The sequence below is a fragment of the Kosakonia sp. SMBL-WEM22 genome, from assembly GCF_014490785.1.
In the GTDB taxonomy this organism is placed as follows: Bacteria; Pseudomonadota; Gammaproteobacteria; order Enterobacterales; family Enterobacteriaceae; genus Kosakonia.
Map to the genome: position 1 here is coordinate 595583 of NZ_CP051488.1, position 15470 is coordinate 611052.

The 15470-nt window shown below is 56.6% G+C and carries 17 protein-coding genes; 14 read left to right on the forward strand and 3 right to left on the reverse strand.

Going from position 1 to position 15470, the window contains the following annotated elements:
* Positions 1–6: 6 nt before the first annotated feature.
* Positions 7–1389 carry a UDP-N-acetylmuramate:L-alanyl-gamma-D-glutamyl-meso-diaminopimelate ligase gene (gene mpl, locus HF650_RS02935; RefSeq protein ID WP_187801105.1) on the forward strand — a complete coding sequence of 461 codons (1383 nt, stop codon included), beginning with the start codon at positions 7–9 and terminating at the stop codon, positions 1387–1389.
* Between the two features lie 61 nt (positions 1390–1450).
* Here mpl and HF650_RS02940 read toward each other — a convergent pair whose 3' ends face one another.
* Both HF650_RS02940 and yjgA read right to left on the reverse strand, forming a co-directional pair.
* Positions 1451–2659, reverse strand: coding sequence for an aldose 1-epimerase family protein (locus HF650_RS02940; RefSeq protein WP_187801106.1), 1209 nt, complete (start codon positions 2657–2659; stop codon positions 1451–1453).
* A 259-nt stretch (positions 2660–2918) separates the two neighbouring features.
* The gene (gene yjgA / locus HF650_RS02945; RefSeq protein ID WP_187801107.1) at positions 2919–3476 is read right to left on the reverse strand and encodes a ribosome biogenesis factor YjgA; all 558 of its coding nucleotides are present in this window, start codon (positions 3474–3476) and stop codon (positions 2919–2921) included.
* Between the two features lie 94 nt (positions 3477–3570).
* Here yjgA and pmbA point away from each other — a divergent pair, with 94 nt between their 5' ends.
* The 13 genes from pmbA to HF650_RS03010 all read left to right on the forward strand — a co-directional run bounded on the left by pmbA (position 3571) and on the right by HF650_RS03010 (position 14856).
* On the forward strand, positions 3571–4923 hold the full coding sequence (pmbA, locus tag HF650_RS02950; RefSeq protein WP_187801108.1) for a metalloprotease PmbA: 1353 nt from the start codon (positions 3571–3573) through the stop codon (positions 4921–4923).
* Between the two features lie 54 nt (positions 4924–4977).
* The gene (gene cybC / locus HF650_RS02955; RefSeq protein ID WP_187801109.1) at positions 4978–5364 is read left to right on the forward strand and encodes a cytochrome b562; all 387 of its coding nucleotides are present in this window, start codon (positions 4978–4980) and stop codon (positions 5362–5364) included.
* 862 nt (positions 5365–6226) lie between these two features.
* On the forward strand, positions 6227–6565 hold the full coding sequence (locus HF650_RS02960; protein WP_071789532.1) for a glycine dehydrogenase: 339 nt from the start codon (positions 6227–6229) through the stop codon (positions 6563–6565).
* Between the two features lie 10 nt (positions 6566–6575).
* Positions 6576–6938 (forward strand): SFCGS family glycine-rich protein, encoded by a 363-nt coding sequence (locus HF650_RS02965; RefSeq protein ID WP_023480243.1) that lies wholly within the window; start codon positions 6576–6578, stop codon positions 6936–6938.
* A gap of 2 nt (positions 6939–6940) precedes the next feature.
* On the forward strand, positions 6941–7237 hold the full coding sequence (locus HF650_RS02970) for a DUF4312 family protein (RefSeq protein ID WP_187801110.1): 297 nt from the start codon (positions 6941–6943) through the stop codon (positions 7235–7237).
* Positions 7238–7288: 51 nt separating this feature from the next.
* Positions 7289–8065 carry a DUF4311 domain-containing protein gene (locus HF650_RS02975; RefSeq protein WP_187801111.1) on the forward strand — a complete coding sequence of 259 codons (777 nt, stop codon included), beginning with the start codon at positions 7289–7291 and terminating at the stop codon, positions 8063–8065.
* A 9-nt stretch (positions 8066–8074) separates the two neighbouring features.
* Positions 8075–8716 carry a DUF4310 family protein gene (locus HF650_RS02980; protein WP_023480214.1) on the forward strand — a complete coding sequence of 214 codons (642 nt, stop codon included), beginning with the start codon at positions 8075–8077 and terminating at the stop codon, positions 8714–8716.
* Positions 8717–8758: 42 nt separating this feature from the next.
* On the forward strand, positions 8759–9892 hold the full coding sequence (locus HF650_RS02985; protein WP_187801112.1) for an amidohydrolase/deacetylase family metallohydrolase: 1134 nt from the start codon (positions 8759–8761) through the stop codon (positions 9890–9892).
* Positions 9876–10994, forward strand: a complete 1119-nt coding sequence (locus HF650_RS02990; protein WP_187801113.1) for a DgaE family pyridoxal phosphate-dependent ammonia lyase — start codon at positions 9876–9878, stop codon at positions 10992–10994. The genes HF650_RS02985 and HF650_RS02990 overlap by 17 nt, the downstream gene beginning before the upstream one ends.
* On the forward strand, positions 10991–11728 hold the full coding sequence (locus HF650_RS02995) for a KDGP aldolase family protein (protein ID WP_187801114.1): 738 nt from the start codon (positions 10991–10993) through the stop codon (positions 11726–11728). The genes HF650_RS02990 and HF650_RS02995 overlap by 4 nt, the downstream gene beginning before the upstream one ends.
* An 81-nt stretch (positions 11729–11809) precedes the next feature.
* Positions 11810–13720 carry a PRD domain-containing protein gene (locus HF650_RS03000; protein ID WP_187801115.1) on the forward strand — a complete coding sequence of 637 codons (1911 nt, stop codon included), beginning with the start codon at positions 11810–11812 and terminating at the stop codon, positions 13718–13720.
* A gap of 183 nt (positions 13721–13903) precedes the next feature.
* Entirely contained in the window at positions 13904–14431 is a 528-nt protein-coding gene (locus HF650_RS03005) for a type IV secretion protein Rhs (protein ID WP_223284268.1), read from the forward strand.
* Positions 14431–14856 (forward strand): putative T6SS immunity periplasmic lipoprotein, encoded by a 426-nt coding sequence (locus tag HF650_RS03010; protein ID WP_187801117.1) that lies wholly within the window; start codon positions 14431–14433, stop codon positions 14854–14856. The genes HF650_RS03005 and HF650_RS03010 overlap by 1 nt, the downstream gene beginning before the upstream one ends.
* A gap of 86 nt (positions 14857–14942) precedes the next feature.
* On the opposite strand, the gene nrdG is transcribed toward HF650_RS03010, so the two are convergent.
* Positions 14943–15407, reverse strand: a complete 465-nt coding sequence (gene nrdG / locus HF650_RS03015) for an anaerobic ribonucleoside-triphosphate reductase-activating protein (RefSeq protein ID WP_187801118.1) — start codon at positions 15405–15407, stop codon at positions 14943–14945.
* Between the last annotated feature and the right edge of the window lie 63 nt (positions 15408–15470).

A 15470-nucleotide genomic window follows, 5' to 3' on the forward strand; every position in this document is an offset into this window, starting at 1 on the left:
TGACGTATGCGCATTCATATTTTGGGGATTTGTGGCACTTTCATGGGCGGGCTGGCAATGCTGGCGCGCTCGCTGGGCCACCAGGTAACGGGTTCGGATGCCAATGTCTATCCGCCGATGAGCACCCTGCTTGAGAAGCAAGGCATTGATTTAATTCAGGGATATGATGCAAGCCAGCTCGATCCCGCACCGGATTTGGTCATCATCGGCAATGCGATGACCCGCGGAAACCCGTGTGTCGAAGCGGTGCTGGAGAAAAACATTCCGTTTATGTCCGGCCCGCAGTGGCTGCATGATTTTGTGCTGCGCGACCGCTGGGTTGTGGCGGTTGCCGGTACGCACGGCAAGACCACCACCGCCGGGATGGCGACCTGGATCCTCGAAGCCTGCGGCTATAAACCCGGTTTTGTCATCGGCGGCGTGCCAGGCAATTTCGATGTTTCCGCGCGCCTCGGCGAGAGCGATTTTTTCGTTATCGAAGCTGACGAATACGATTGTGCCTTCTTTGATAAGCGCTCCAAATTTGTCCATTACTGCCCGCGCACGCTGATCCTCAACAACCTTGAGTTCGACCACGCGGACATTTTTGACGATCTGAAAGCGATCCAGAAACAGTTCCACCACCTGGTGCGCATCGTACCGGGGCAGGGGAAAATCATCTGGCCGGAAAATGACATCAACCTGAAACAGACGATGGCGATGGGCTGCTGGAGCGAGCAGGAGCGGGTGGGCGATCAGGGACACTGGCAGGCGAAGAAGCTGACCACCGATGCTTCAAGCTGGGAAGTGTGGCTGGATGGCGAGTGTGTCGGCCAGGTCAACTGGGGCCTGGTGGGCGAACACAATATGCATAACGGCCTGATGGCGATTGCCGCTGCGCGCCATGTTGGCGTTACGCCTGCGGATGCTGCCAACGCGCTCGGTTCGTTTATCAACGCCCGCCGCCGCCTTGAGCTGCGCGGTGAAGCGCACGGCGTCTGCGTATATGACGATTTCGCGCACCACCCGACGGCAATCCTCGCTACGCTCGCCGCGCTGCGCGGAAAAGTGGGCGGCACCGCGAAGATCATCGCCGTGCTGGAGCCGCGCTCCAACACCATGAAGATGGGGCTGTGCAAAGACGATCTCGCACCGTCGCTGGGCCGTGCCGATGAAGTCTTCCTGCTGCAACCGCAGCATATTCCGTGGCAGGTCGCGGAAGTGGCGGAGGCCTGTATCCAGCCTGCGCACTGGAGCGCGGATGTCGATACGCTGGCGGATCAGATTGTGAAAAGCGCCCAGCCGGGCGATCACATTCTGGTGATGAGCAACGGCGGCTTTGGCGGCATTCACCAGAAGCTACTCGATAAGCTGGAGAAGAAAGCGCAGCTCGCGGCTGAAAAAGCCTGATAGCTGAGGCGTAAAAAAAAACCGCGCACGGGCGACCGGCGCGGTTTTTTTATGCCTGGCGTTACTCTTTCGCCATCGGTGTATCGCTAGATTGTGGGGCTTTGTCGCCCTGAATGGTTTTCACGCGCTCTTCAACTTTCGCCACCTGATCGCGGTTGTGCAGCAGGGTATAGGTGAGATCGAAGCGGGTGCTCTGGCCTGCCTGAAGTTGCTTAACGCGTTTCTGCTCGCGCTCGATGGTGACCGGGTAGGCGTAGCTGGTGCCCGGCTCGATGCCGGTGACGTAACCCTGTTTTTCGGTATCGGTGTTTTTCCACAGTGTCAGCACCGGCAGCTGATCGGTGTTGTAGTCAATCGCCACGCCTTTATCGCCCGCTTTATTCAGCAGCGCGGCGACGGTCTGCTTGTTCGCATCGGCCAGCGGTTTGATATTAAAGACCATTTCGTCGAAGCCTTTGGTCGGGCCGGCATAGGTTTGCCACGTTTTCATGCCGCCTTGGGCGTAGTCATTGAACGGGCTGACGCTCTCCAGCGGCGTGATAAAGCGCGCGCCCTCTTCGAGGATCGGTTTGCTGAAGTTGCTGTGATAGATGATCTGGTAATCATGCGGGTAGTCGGCGTGGTTGGTCAGCACGTCATGCAGGCTGAAGCTGTTGCTGCCCGGAATGTAGCGCAGCTCCATCTCGGTTTGCAGATCGGCTTTCTTAAAGGTGCTCTCTTTCACCAGCCCGCGAATGCGGATCTCATACGGCGCTTTTTCACTGACATCGACGGAGACCTGCGAGGCAGGCGTGTTGCCCGCTTTGCCATGCAGGGTGTAAAGCTGCCCGTCAGCGGTAACAGGGTGACCGGTCCACTCATAGCCGCAGCGCACCACCATTTCGTTGAACCCTTCCAGCCAGCCGAGCCCGTTGCGGCTCTCAAGGTTGATAAACGCCGGGTTCACTACCTCTTTGACCGGTGAACTCCAGCCCATATGCACGCCAAAACCATCGGCATAGAGTAAATTCATGCCGCGCGTCGGGCTAAGGGCAATGGTCAGGCCGTTTTTGCTGGTCAGCTTGATAACTTTGCTCCCTTCCTGCTTGCCGCCGTGCAGCACCACCTGCTCAATGCTGAACTGCTGATCTTTAATGTTCAGCTGATCGCTGGTGATACGCCAGTTTCCCTGCTCGATATTGCCTTCAGCACTGGTCAGCACCCAGGTTTTTGCCATCACCGGCGCGGACACCAGTAGCGCAATAGCAGAGAGCATTACGGTCTTTTTCATCTTTTCTTCCTTTTTAGCTGAATCGATTACCTGCGTTACAGCAGGAATCTACGTTTTGCGCCGCCAGGAAAATGTGATCCGTTTCATCTGCTGAAAATGAGCGTCGGGCAGAGGTGGAAAGAGCGATATTAATCGCATTTATTAATGAAATGAAACTAATAGGTGGGGTGAATATGTGAAGTGGCGTGCTTTTAGCTTTAACGTTTCAGCTAAGAGGGAATAAAAAAACCCTCTTTGGTGAAAGAGGGTTCTGTGCGGTTTAGCTCTCTTCGCTGCTCTCTGCGAGCTCACGCAGATACTGGAAGATTAAACGCGCGGTTTTTGGCGGCTTGTTGCTCTCTTTCTCTTTCCGGGCGTTGCGGATCAGCGAGCGAAGTTGCTGACGATCAGCATTCGGCCACAGATTCAGCACGTCCGGCACCGCGTCATCACCCTCTTCAATCAGGCGATCGCGCAGGTGCTCAAGCTTATGGAAGAAGGCGACCTGCTGGTTATGGCGGTTTTTCAGCTTATCCAGCGCCTGGCGAATCGGCTCGACATCGCGTTGACGCAGCATTTTACCGATCAATTGCAACTGACGGCGGCGACCCTCTTTCTTGATGCGCTGCGCCAGCTCAATGGCATCGCGCAGATCCTGGTCGAGCGGGATCTTATCCAGCGCGTTTTTTCCCAGCTCTACCATTTCAGCGCCAAGCTGCTTTAACTCTTCAGCATCGCGCTTAATTTCACTCTTACTGACCCAGATGATCTCATCATCTTCGTCTTCGCTCTCGTTACCGGGCACGTCGTCGAGCCAGTCGTCGGGCTGCTTTGTCATCTCAGGCTCCTTAAAAAAGAGGCTAATGTTACCAGTTAAGGCGCGCACTGAAAAACGGTTCTCTGTTAGACTTCAAAGATTCTCTCCCTTAATTATGGCATTGGCGATGAAAGTAATCACACAAGTGGCACAACAGCGCAAAGTTCTGGAAGACGCGGTCGCAACCGCGCTTGATCTGGCTTCAGGCCGTTCGGATGGCGCGGAAGTGGCGGTCAGCAAAACCACCGGTATCGGCGTCAGCACCCGCTATGGTGAAGTGGAGAATGTCGAATTTAACAGCGATGGTGCCCTGGGCATCACCGTTTATCACCAGAACCGCAAAGGCAGCGCCTCGTCAACGGATCTGAGCCCGGAGGCGATTGCCCGCACGGTGCAGGCGGCGCTTGATATTGCCCGCTACACCTCGCCAGACCCGTTTGCTGGCGTAGCCGAAAAAGAGCTGCTGGCCTTTGACGCGCCGGATCTCGACCTTTTCCACCCGGCGGAAGTGACCCCTGATGAAGCAATTGAGTGGGCGGCGCGCGCCGAGCAGGCGGCGCTGAAAGCGGATAAACGCATCAGCAATACCGAAGGCGGCAGCTTCAACAGCCACTACGGCATTAAAGTTTTCGGCAATAGCTACGGTATGTTGCAGAGCTACTGCTCCAGCCGCCACTCGCTGTCGAGCAGCGTCATTGCTGAAGCAAACGGCGATATGGAACGCGATTACGCCTACACCATTAGCCGTGATATCAACGAGTTAAAAACGCCAGAGTGGGTGGGTGAAGAGTGCGCCCGCCGCACGCTTTCACGCCTCTCGCCGCGTAAACTCTCAACCATGAAAGCGCCGGTCATTTTCGCTAATGAAGTGGCAACCGGGCTGTTTGGACACCTGGTTGGCGCAATTGCTGGCGGCGCAGTCTACCGCAAATCCACCTTTTTACTCGATTACCTCGGCAAGCAGATCCTGCCGGAGTGGTTAACCATTGAAGAGCATCCGCATCTGCGTAAAGGGCTGGCCTCCACGCCGTTCGACAGCGAAGGGGTGCGCACCGAGCGCCGCGATATCGTCAAAGAGGGCGTGCTGATGCAGTGGCTGCTGACCAGCTACGCGGCGCGCAAACTGGGGCTGAAGAGCACCGGTCACGCGGGCGGTATCCACAACTGGCGCATTGCCGGGCGCGGCCTGAGTTTTGAGCAGATGCTGAAAGAGATGGGCACCGGCCTTGTGGTTACTGAACTGATGGGCCAGGGCGTGAGCGGTATTACCGGGGATTATTCGCGAGGCGCGTCTGGTTTCTGGGTAGAAAACGGTGAAATTCAGTATCCAGTGAGCGAAATTACCATTGCCGGCAACCTGAAGGATATGTGGCGCAATATTGTTACCATCGGTGACGATATTGAACAGCGTAGTAACATCCAGTGTGGTTCAGTGTTGCTGCCGGAGATGAAGATCGCCGGACAATAATTCGTGGCGCGGCGTTCTGCGCCTTTAAGCGTGATAATAAAAAGGAAATGAGCAATGCGTAAAAACCTGTTAGCGATCCTCGCGGTGTCGTCGTTGTTTGTCGGTTCAGCGGTCTTTGCCGCTGACCTTGAAGATGATATGGAAACGCTGAATGACAACTACAAAGTGGTGCAGAAAACCGACGATGCCTCTGAGTTGAAAGAGGCGTTAGGGAAAATGCGTACCGCCGCGCAGGACGCCCAGAAAGAGACCCCGCCGAAGCTGGAAGGTAAAGCGCCGGATAGCCCGGAGATGAAGGATTTCCGCCACGGTTTCGATATTTTGATTACCCAGATTGACGGCGCGCTGAAGCTGGCGAACGAAGGCAAAGTGAAAGAGGCGAAGGCCGCAGCAAAAGATATTGCCGGGACCCGCAATACCTATCATCAGAAATTCCGTTAACCAAATTCCATCAGAAAAGGGCCGCCACCTCACCGTGGCGGCCCTTTTTTTATGCCCTTTTCCGGCATGCGTGATGCGCCGTGGTAGGCCGGATAAGGCGCAGCCGCCATCCGGCATTATCTCCGCGGCACCGTTGCCGGATGGCGCGTTACACGCTTATCCGGCCTACCAAAACGCGCTTTCAGCGATACTGGTGCGGCTTTTATCTGCAATATGACAGCGAGGGGTTGTGTCCCCGCTGAAATCGGCGAACCGAAGCGTGAATGACAAGGTCTGGACGCCATGGATGGCGGACAGAGGCGAACCGAGACAGGGACTCGTTCCAGTATGGAACGAGTAAGTCGAGTCGAGCCGGCCGCAGTCAGGCACGCGGGAGGTGAGCGCAGTGCGCAGCACCGATTTCCTCGCGGGGCCGCGGGGATTGATAAGGGAAGCGGCCGCGCTCCCCTTATCCCGTTCACCGCATAAGAGATGGATGAAACTCCCGAACGCGTGGTGAACGGAACCATTCCACCAATCCAACATGCCGCCAAACATTGCCGGATGGCGGCTCCGCCTTATCCGGCCTACGCGGTTTCAGCAGTTTCGTAACCCCAGCGGCTCTCCCAATAAGCAAACCTTATCCCCCTCACACTTTCTCCTCCTGCTTGCCCCTTTTTTTCTGCGCCATTACGTGCCCAATCCCGCCCTTATTGCCCAACTCTGTGACCGCCGTTCAGTGAAAAATCCCTCTGGGGACTTTTTTTGTGGCGCAGATCACTAACGCCCCCCTGGTTTCCACTTCGAAGTGGAAAACTCCTCGCTACAAACTCCCCCTTCGCGCCGTTAGCTTTATCCCTGAGCCATCAACGGGGTACGACGAGTGAATAACGGAGCGGTAATGAACGATGCGACCATGCAGGCGGCGCAAACGGCAACCCTGGCGGAGCGCATGCTGTCGCAGGTCTACACCCTGCTTCATGCGCAGAACATCACGCCGAATGCGGTGCAGCAGCAGATGCTGACCTCCCATCTTCGCGCGATGGCTCACCGGTCGGTGACCGGCGAGCCGCTGCCGGAAGTGGATGCCAGCCTGTTTGATGAGATCTCGCCTGAATCGATGCGCCTCGCCCATGACGTGGTGGCGGCGTTTGGCAATCTCCCGCAAGAAGAGGCCTGGCTGCTGTCAGTGCACTTCGAAGTGGCAAAAGAGAACCTTTAAGGAGCAAACCATGGAACAGATTACCGTAGTGATTGGCGACCGCCTGGGCAAAGGGCAGAAAGTGGCGGCAGGCGTAGAGAAAGCGGGCGGCCGCGCGGTAGTGGTACCGGGCGTGGCGGCAGATATGAAACTCGGCGATGTGATGAACGCGGAAAACGCCACCTTCGGCATCTCCTTTTGCGGCAGCGGCGGCGCAGGTGCCATCACCGCGCAGAACAAATATGGCTATAAAGCGAAACACGGCATGCGCTCCATCGACGAGGGCGTTACCGCCATCAACGAAGGGTGCAAGGTGCTCGGTTTTGGCTTTATGGATAAAGAAGAGTTAGGCGAGCGCCTGGTGCAGGCGTGGCAGAAAAAACACGGCGCATAACTATGAAAGAACAGTTCACCACCACGGTCAGGGTGAAGGGCAAGGGCGACGTCAAAACGCGCGCCTTTGCTGACGCGCTGAACCATGTTCAGGCCGCGGTGATGAAGGCGTCGCCGCACATTTTACTGCGTATTGAGCCACAGGATGTGCAGGTCGTTCAGGCGCAGGAAACGACGCGCAAAGAGGCCTTTCTGTTCCTCTTTTTGCGTCGCGAAAGACGCTCGTACAGCGTGGAGCTGGACGTGACCGTCAACGTGACCGCCATCAATCTCGACAAGGTGGAGTTCGTCACGCACTAACTTACCGCATACCCCGCAGGCGTTGCTGGCAGGGTAGAAGAGGGCAGACTGATGTTCTTACTCATACTAATAAAATCGCTCATTATCGGCGGCCTGGTCGGCGTCGGTGTGGGCGCCGGGGCTGCACGCATGTTTCACGCGCCAACCACTCAGGGAATGGGCGCATTTCGTACACTGGGCGAGCTGAACTCCTGCGAAGGGGACCCGGCGTCGCACTTCTCCTTTGGTTTAGGCTTCTTCTTTAACGCCTGGGCTTCGTCGGTAGCGGCGGGTTCGTTTACCCAGGACGTTGACCACCGCATCATCCCCAACTGGGGCGCAGCGGCGCTGATGGTCAAAAACCGCAACGTCGGCGAAACCCTGCACGATCCAAAAAAGATGGCGATTGCCTGTGGCGTGATCGGCATGGTGGTCGTTACCTTCCTTAACCTGACGGCTTCCTCCGTGCCGGCAGCGCTGCAAGTCACCGCCGTGAAAGTGCTGGTCCCCGCCGCTAACTTGCTGGTTAACACCATCATGCCGGTGATCTTCTGGCTGGCGGCGATCGACGCGGGCAAAAAATCAGGCTTCTGGGCAACGGTGTTCGGCGGCGCGGCGCAACTGATTATGGGCAACGCCGTACCGGGCCTGGTGCTCGGCATCCTGATTGGTAAAGGGGTGGAAGAGAGCGGCTGGAACCGCGTCACCAAAGTGATGATGAGCGCCATTGTCGCCCTGTTTGTGCTGAGCGCCTTCTTCCGCGGCTTTGATCTGAAAATGATTGAGTCATTCCATCTGAGCGCGCCGAACTGGCTGGAGCTCATCCACAACTCGCTGAGCGGCAAATAAGGATCTGCAATGGAAGAGAATAAAGGCTTCTGGTACGCCGACTGGTCATTCCCGATCTTCGTTGGCCTGCTCTCCTCCGGCGTCTTTGCCGGAACGCACATGTACTACCTCTACGGCATCGGCGCGTTTAACGAAGTGGCGTTTGTCTCGATGCTGCGCGCGGGGATGGATACCGGCGTTTATGGCGCGGTCGCGGCTTTCGGTGCCAGCTTCCTGTTTGCGCGCATTATCGAAGGGTCGCTGGTCGGCATTCTCGATATCGGCGGTGCGATCCAGACCGGCGTTGGCCTTGGTGTGCCCGCCTTGCTGCTCGGCGCGGGCTTTGTCTTCCCGGTGGCTAACTTTGTTGCCTCGCTGGCAACCGGGCTGGTAATTGGCCTGGCGATTGGTTACCTGATCATTCTGGCGCGTAAGTTCACCATCAATCAGAGCGACTCCACCTACGGCGCAGACGTGATGATGGGCGCGGGCAACGCCTCCGGCCGTTTTCTCGGCCCGCTGATTATCTTAAGCGCCATGACCGCCTCGATTCCGATTGGCATTGGCTCGCTGGTGGGCGCGCTGCTCTTTTACCTCTGGCAAAAGCCGATTACCGGCGGCGCTATCCTCGGTGCCATGTTGCTGGGCGCGATCTTCCCGGTCGCACTCTGATGCACACGGGTGCTGCGGCACCTGTCACTTCTGGAGAGAGATATGTTTGATTTACTCCTGCGCCGGGCGCGGCTGGTGGACGATACGGTAACGGATATTGCCCTCAGCGACGGGAAAATCGCCGCACTTGGCGAGATGAGTGGCCCGGCGGTGAAAACCGTCGATCTGGCGGGCAAGCACTATGTCAGCGCCGGATGGATCGACTCCCACGTCCACTGCTACCCCAACTCGCCGATTTACCATGATCAGCCGGACAGCGTCGGGATTGAAACCGGCGTCACCACAGTTGTCGATGCCGGCAGCACTGGCGCGGATGATATTGATGATTTCTACGCTATCACCCGCCAGGCAACGACCGAGGTTTACGCCCTGCTCAATATCTCCCGTGTCGGGCTGATTGCGCAGAACGAACTGGCGAACCTCGACAAGATCGATGCCCGCGCCGTGCGCGACGCCGTGCAGCGCCACCCCGATTTTATTGTCGGCCTGAAAGCGCGCATGAGCAGCAGCGTGGTCGGTGACAACGGCATCACACCGCTTGAGCGTGCGAAAGCGATGCAGCAGGAGAATGGCGATCTGCCGCTGATGGTACATATCGGCAACAACCCGCCGAACCTCGATGAGATTGCCGACCTGCTGAGCGCCGGAGACATCATCACCCACTGCTATAACGGCAAACCGAACCGCATTCTGACGCCGGGCGGCGAACTGCGCGCTGCGGTGACCCGCGCCATTACGCGCGGCGTGCGCCTTGATGTCGGCCACGGCAGTGCCAGCTTTAGCTTTGCGGTGGCGAAGCAGGCCATCGGCCTCGGCATTTTGCCGCATACCATCAGTTCCGATATCTACTGCCGCAACCGCATCGATGGCCCGGTGCGATCGCTGGCGAACGTGATGTCCAAATTTCTCGCCATCGGCCTCTCGCTGCCGCAGGTGATCGCCTGCGTGACCGACCATGCCGCCGATGGGCTGCGCCTGGCGAAAAAAGGGCGGCTGGCGGTTGGCTTTGATGCCGATCTGACGATTTTCGATCTTCGCCGCCAGCCGGTGCTGTTCACCGATGCAGAGAATAGCGCCTTGCAGGCTGACCAGTTACTTACGCCGCTGGCCGCCATTCGCGCAGGCCGGGGCTATCTGACCGAACAAGGGAGGGCAGAGCATGTCTTCGATTTATGAGAAGTACCAGTTAAAACAGGTGATTAACGCCTCCGGGCGCATGACGGCGCTCGGCGTCTCGACCCCGCGCCCGGAAGTGGTTGACGCGGCGTTGCAGGGCATGAACCACTACTTTGAAATGAAAGACCTGGTGAATAAAACCGGCGATTACATCGCGAAGCTGCTGGATGTGGAAGGCGCGACCGTGGTCTCCTGCGCCTCGGCCGGGCTGGCACAAGCCGTTGCCGCCGTGCTGGTAAAAGAGAGCGACTGGCTGCTGGAGAACCTGCACAGCACAAAGATCGAAAACAGTGAGATCGTGTTGCCGCGCGGGCACAACGTCAACTACGGCGCGCCGGTCGGCACAATGGTGGCGCTTGGCGGCGGCAAAGTGGTTGAAGCCGGTTACGCCAACGAATGCTCCGCCGATCAATTGGCAGCGGCGATCTCCCCGCGCACTGCGGCGATCCTCTTTATCAAATCCCACCACTGCGTGCAGAAGAGCATGCTCAGCGTCGAGCAGGCCGCCGTGGTGGCGCGTAAACACCATCTGCCGCTGATAGTCGATGCCGCCGCCGAAGAGGATTTGCAGTGCTACTACCGCGCCGGGGCCGATCTGGTGATCTACAGCGGTGCGAAAGCGATTGAAGGGCCAACCAGCGGGCTGGTGATTGGCAAAACGCAGTATGTCGAGTGGGTGAAACGCCAGACGGCGGGGATTGGCCGCGCGATGAAGGTGGGCAAAGAGGGCATTCTTGGCCTCACCTGCGCCATTGAGCACTATCTCAGCGCGAAAAAGGAGAGTGGGGCGGAGATGGTCGCCAAAATGACGCCCTTTATTGAGCAGCTCAATAGCCTTAATGGTGTCAGCGCCCGTGTGGTGTGGGACAGCGCCGGGCGCGACATCGCCCGCAGCGAAATCAAATTTGATGAAGCCGTCACCGGCATTGCCACCGGTGAGCTGGTCGAGGCCCTCAAACAGGGGGAGTACGCCATCTATTTTCGCGGCTACAAAGCCAATGAAGGGATTATCGAAGCCGATGTGCGCAGCGTCAGCCCTGAGCAGTTGACCATCATCGCGCAACGCATCGCCGAGGAACTGAATAAGGAGCCACGCCCATGAAACTGACACCCAACTTTTACCACGACCGCGTCTGCCTGAACGTGCTGGCAGGCAGCATTGATAACGCCAGCGCCATCTATGAAGCGGCGGAAGGGCATGTTCTGGTCGGCGTGCTGTCAAAAAACTACCCCGATATCGACTCGGCGGTAGCCGATATGCGCCAGTATGCGCAGAGGATTGATAACGCGCTCTCCGTCGGCCTTGGCGCGGGCGATCCGAACCAGTCGGCGATGGTCAGTGCTATCTCCCGCGAAGTGCAGCCGCAGCATGTCAACCAGGTCTTTACCGGCGTGGGCACCAGCCGCGCGCTGCTCGGGCAGAACGAGACGGTGGTTAACGGTCTGGTGTCACCTACCGGCACGCCGGGGCAGGTGAAAATCTCCACCGGGCCGCTCAGCAGCCAGGCCGCCGATGCGATTGTGCCGGTGGAAACGGCGATTGCTCTGCTGAAAGATATGGGCGGTAGCTCAATCAAATATTTCCCGATGGGCGGGCTGCAATGCCGCGAGGAGTACAAAGCCGTAGCCGAAGCCTGTGCGCGGCACGACTTCTGGCTGGAGCCGACCGGCGGCATCGATCTGGAGAATTTCAGCGAGATCGTCGAAATCGCGCTGGCGGCGGGGGTTAGTAAAATCATTCCGCACATTTATAGTTCAATTATTGATAAGGTGAGTGGCGAGACCCGTCCGGCGGATGTCCGCCAGCTATTAATGATGACTAAAGCGCTGGTGTAAGGCCTGTCGCCGCAGTTGTCTGGCCTGATTAACTGCATATGTATCAGCACTCTGCGGCACTTTTAACCATGAGGTAATGACGTGCGATTTCCGAACCAACGTTTAGCGCAACTCTTCAGCCTGCTGCAAAACGAGACGCTGCCGCAGGATGAGCTGGCGCAGCGGCTGTCGGTCTCCACGCGTACCGTCCGCGCTGATATCACTGCGCTCAATGCGTTGCTGGAGAACCACGGCGCGCAGTTTATTTTGAGCCGCGGCAGCGGTTACCAGCTGAAGGTGCTGGATGCCGCGCTTTACCATACGCTTCAGGCGACGCGCCCGCGTGCGCTGCGCATTCCGCGCACCGGGCCGGAGCGGGTCCACTATCTGGTGGTGCGCTTTCTCACCTCGGCCTTCTCCCTCAAGCTGGAGGATTTGGCAGACGAGTGGTTTGTTAGCCGCGCCACGCTGCAAAACGATATGACCGAGGTGCGCGAGTGGTTCTCCCGCTACCGCCTGACGCTGGAGACCCGCCCGCGCCACGGCATGAAGCTCTTCGGCAGCGAGATGGCCCTGCGCGCCTGCCTGACCGATCTGCTGTGGGAGCTGGCGCAGCACAATGCCCACAACCCGCTAATTACCGAAGATGCGCTCAACGCGGGCGTGCCGGAGGCGCTGGCACCCTTTCTGCACGACTGCTTTAGCCGCTACCATATTCGCCTTACCGATGAGGGCGATCGCTTTATCCAGCTCTACTGCGCCGTTGCCGTGCGGCGCATCAGCGAAGGGTTTCCGCTCTCGGAGTTTACCGCCGACGATGGTGATGAACAGGTGCATCACGCCGCGCGGGATATCGCCAGTGCGTTGCAGCAGCTGGCGGGCAAACCGCTGGCAGAGGCGGAGGAGCACTGGCTGCGGGTGCATATCGCCGCCCGGAGAGTGCAGGATCCGGCACCCAGCGCCATCAGCGCTGATGATGACGAAACGCTGGTGAACTACATCCTTGGCTATATCAATACGCACTATAACTACAACCTGCAGGGCGACGCGCAGCTGCACGCCGACCTGCTGACCCATATCAAAACCATGATCACCCGCGTGCGCTACCAGATCATGATCCCTAACCCCTTGCTGGATAACATAAAACAGCACTACCCGATGGCGTGGGATATGACGCTGGCAGCGGTGTCGAGTTGGGGAAAATACACGCCCTATACCATCAGCGAAAATGAGATCGGTTTTCTGGTGCTGCATATTGGCGTCGGGCTGGAGCGGCACTACAACGTTGGCTATCAGCGCCAGCCGCGCGTGCTGCTGGTGTGCGATGCCGGGAATGCGATGGTGCGGATGATTGAAGCGGTATTGGCGCGCAAATATCCGCAAATCGTCATTACCCGCACCGTGACGCTGCGCGACTACGAGCAGTGCGACACGCTGGCGGAAGATTTTGTTATCTCTACCGCGCGCATCAGCGAAAAAGATAAACCGGTGGTGACCATCGCGCCGTTCCCCAGCGACTACCAGTTGGAGCAGATTGGCAAACTGGTGCTGGTGGATCGCACCCGCCCGTGGATGCTGAAGAAGTATTTCGATGCCGCCCACTTTCGCATTATCGATGAGGCGATGGATCAACAAACCCTGTTCCGCACCCTCTGCGCCGAGCTGCAGCAGGAGGGCTTTGTCGATGGCGAGTTCCTCGATTCGGTGGTGGAGCGCGAAGCGATTGTCAGCACCCTGCTCGGTGAAGGCATCGCGCTGCCGCACGCCCTTGGCCTGCTGGCAAAGAAAACCGTGGTTTACACCGTGCTGGCCCCGCAGGGCATCGCCTGGGGCGATGAGACGGCGCACGTCATCTTCTTACTGGCGATCAGCAAAAGCGAGTATGAAGAGGCGATGGCAATCTACGATATTTTCGTCACCTTCCTGCGCGAACGCGCCACCGCCAGGCTCTGCGCCTGCGCCGATTTCGACACCTTTCAACGCGTGGCGATGGCCTGTGTGAGCCGATTTTGAGAGCGGTTATACCGGGGGATACTCTACGCATTAAGCCGCATTAATAGCGGAAACACAGACATATGACTCTTTCCTTTTTGTTAGAATTTACGGCGCTGAGAAGTTGTGGCAAATATCTATCATGAGTAATTTGTCTAATAACTTACTATAAGGCACTGTAATTAAAGAATAATGGAGGATTCTATGAGTGATGAAGAAGGTAGTTTAAGGCTACTTACCCTTGGAGAAATAGCGTTAGCCAGAACCGTTTACGGAAGCTCTATAACGTATCCACGTGTATGGATCCATCATGACAGCTACTTCCCATTCAAGCTTCAGAGAAAAACTACCGCGATGAGTCCTAATGGTGAGCTCTATTTCCGGGACTGGTATTGTAATGACTTTTCTAAAAATTCATTCCAGTATCAACACATTTTCATCCATGAAATGGCTCATGTCTGGCAGTATCAACGAGGTATATGGGTCAGAATGAGGGGCCTCGCCAGCGGGTTTATTAGCTACGAGTATACCTTTGAAGATAATAAGAAATTACTTGATTACAGATTAGAGCAACAAGCGCAGATAATTGCTGACTACTTTTTACTACGTAAGTTTGGACTTAAGCTTTGGCTGACAAGAAGAGGCAAGGATTATGAAGTTTCTTATGTTGGGCCTGTAGATGACCAGCTTAATGCAAATTTTCAAAAAGTTCTTGAAGGATTCCCATTCTAATGAACAGTTTAAATAAACTCGTCATCGCTTTAATCGTTGTTGTGAGTGGTTGTACATTGGGGGATAACCTTGATCGTCGGTATACGCAAGAGACTCCCGTCTCTGCTCACGTAAACAATAGCGATGTATGCTTGTCTTTACCTCTACAGAGTGATGAGGCGGTGGTATCGGCAATAACTTATAACCTCGAAAAGCCATCGGAACAGTTCATCTTTCCCTCTTCCAAACAAGCAAAATCTGGGCTTTTTTGTATCCAGCCTGATGAATTTAAATTCAAATCAGGTCAGGAATACCTTACCCAGATTGAAGTAAACAAAAGTGCAGATAGTGAGAATAAAAAAGCGACCAGGAAAGCCTATGTCTCAACTTTCCGCGTGGTAGAGAAGGGCGATAGATTGAGCATTATTCAGACTCGCCATAAATAAAATAAGCCCGCACTCATTATGTGCGGGTTAATTTATCTAATGACTGCGTAACGTTTAATGCAGCATGACTCAGGAAATAATCCCCGTCACCGCAAATGGTGCACTACCTGATTACTGCTACCGCGCCAGATCAGCATTGGGTCTTTCAGATCCTGCATAAATTTCCCATCGATCAGCACATTGATCAGATCCACAACCTCCTGCTGCGCGTTATTTAGCTCATCGATTTTATACCCGGTCCATACCCAGATATCTTTGCCGGGGCACTCGGCGCGGATGCGCTTCACCAGCTTTAAAATATCGGGCACGTTTTGCGGATGCAGCGGATCGCCGCCGGAGAGGGAGATCCCCTGGCGCTTAATGCGCGTGTCGTTGAGATCGGCGATGATCCGATCCTCCATCTCCCGCGTAAACGGCAGGCCGGAGTTCAGCCGCCAGGTGCTTTTGTTGTAGCAGCCTGGGCACTCATGCACGCAGCCGGAGACGAACAGGGTGCAGCGGGTGCCAGTACCATTCACGATATCGACAGGGTAATACTGATGGTAATTCATTTTCGCTTCCCACTTGACGCCATAACTGTGTTGGCTGCTCTCACTCACCCGGGTCACTTACTT

Coding starts and splice junctions, on each gene's coding strand:
- pmbA (WP_187801108.1), top strand. CDS start 3,571: ATGGCATTGGCGATGAAAGTAATCACACAAGTGGCACAACAGCGCAAA.
- yjgA (WP_187801107.1), bottom strand. CDS start 3,476: ATGACAAAGCAGCCCGACGACTGGCTCGACGACGTGCCCGGTAACGAG.
- HF650_RS02990 (WP_187801113.1), top strand. CDS start 9,876: ATGTCTTCGATTTATGAGAAGTACCAGTTAAAACAGGTGATTAACGCC.
- mpl (WP_187801105.1), top strand. CDS start 7: ATGCGCATTCATATTTTGGGGATTTGTGGCACTTTCATGGGCGGGCTG.
- HF650_RS03005 (WP_223284268.1), top strand. CDS start 13,904: ATGAGTGATGAAGAAGGTAGTTTAAGGCTACTTACCCTTGGAGAAATA.
- HF650_RS02970 (WP_187801110.1), top strand. CDS start 6,941: ATGAAAGAACAGTTCACCACCACGGTCAGGGTGAAGGGCAAGGGCGAC.
- cybC (WP_187801109.1), top strand. CDS start 4,978: ATGCGTAAAAACCTGTTAGCGATCCTCGCGGTGTCGTCGTTGTTTGTC.
- HF650_RS02940 (WP_187801106.1), bottom strand. CDS start 2,659: ATGAAAAAGACCGTAATGCTCTCTGCTATTGCGCTACTGGTGTCCGCG.
- HF650_RS02980 (WP_023480214.1), top strand. CDS start 8,075: ATGGAAGAGAATAAAGGCTTCTGGTACGCCGACTGGTCATTCCCGATC.
- HF650_RS02985 (WP_187801112.1), top strand. CDS start 8,759: ATGTTTGATTTACTCCTGCGCCGGGCGCGGCTGGTGGACGATACGGTA.
- HF650_RS02975 (WP_187801111.1), top strand. CDS start 7,289: ATGTTCTTACTCATACTAATAAAATCGCTCATTATCGGCGGCCTGGTC.
- HF650_RS02965 (WP_023480243.1), top strand. CDS start 6,576: ATGGAACAGATTACCGTAGTGATTGGCGACCGCCTGGGCAAAGGGCAG.
- HF650_RS02995 (WP_187801114.1), top strand. CDS start 10,991: ATGAAACTGACACCCAACTTTTACCACGACCGCGTCTGCCTGAACGTG.
- nrdG (WP_187801118.1), bottom strand. CDS start 15,407: ATGAATTACCATCAGTATTACCCTGTCGATATCGTGAATGGTACTGGC.
- HF650_RS03010 (WP_187801117.1), top strand. CDS start 14,431: ATGAACAGTTTAAATAAACTCGTCATCGCTTTAATCGTTGTTGTGAGT.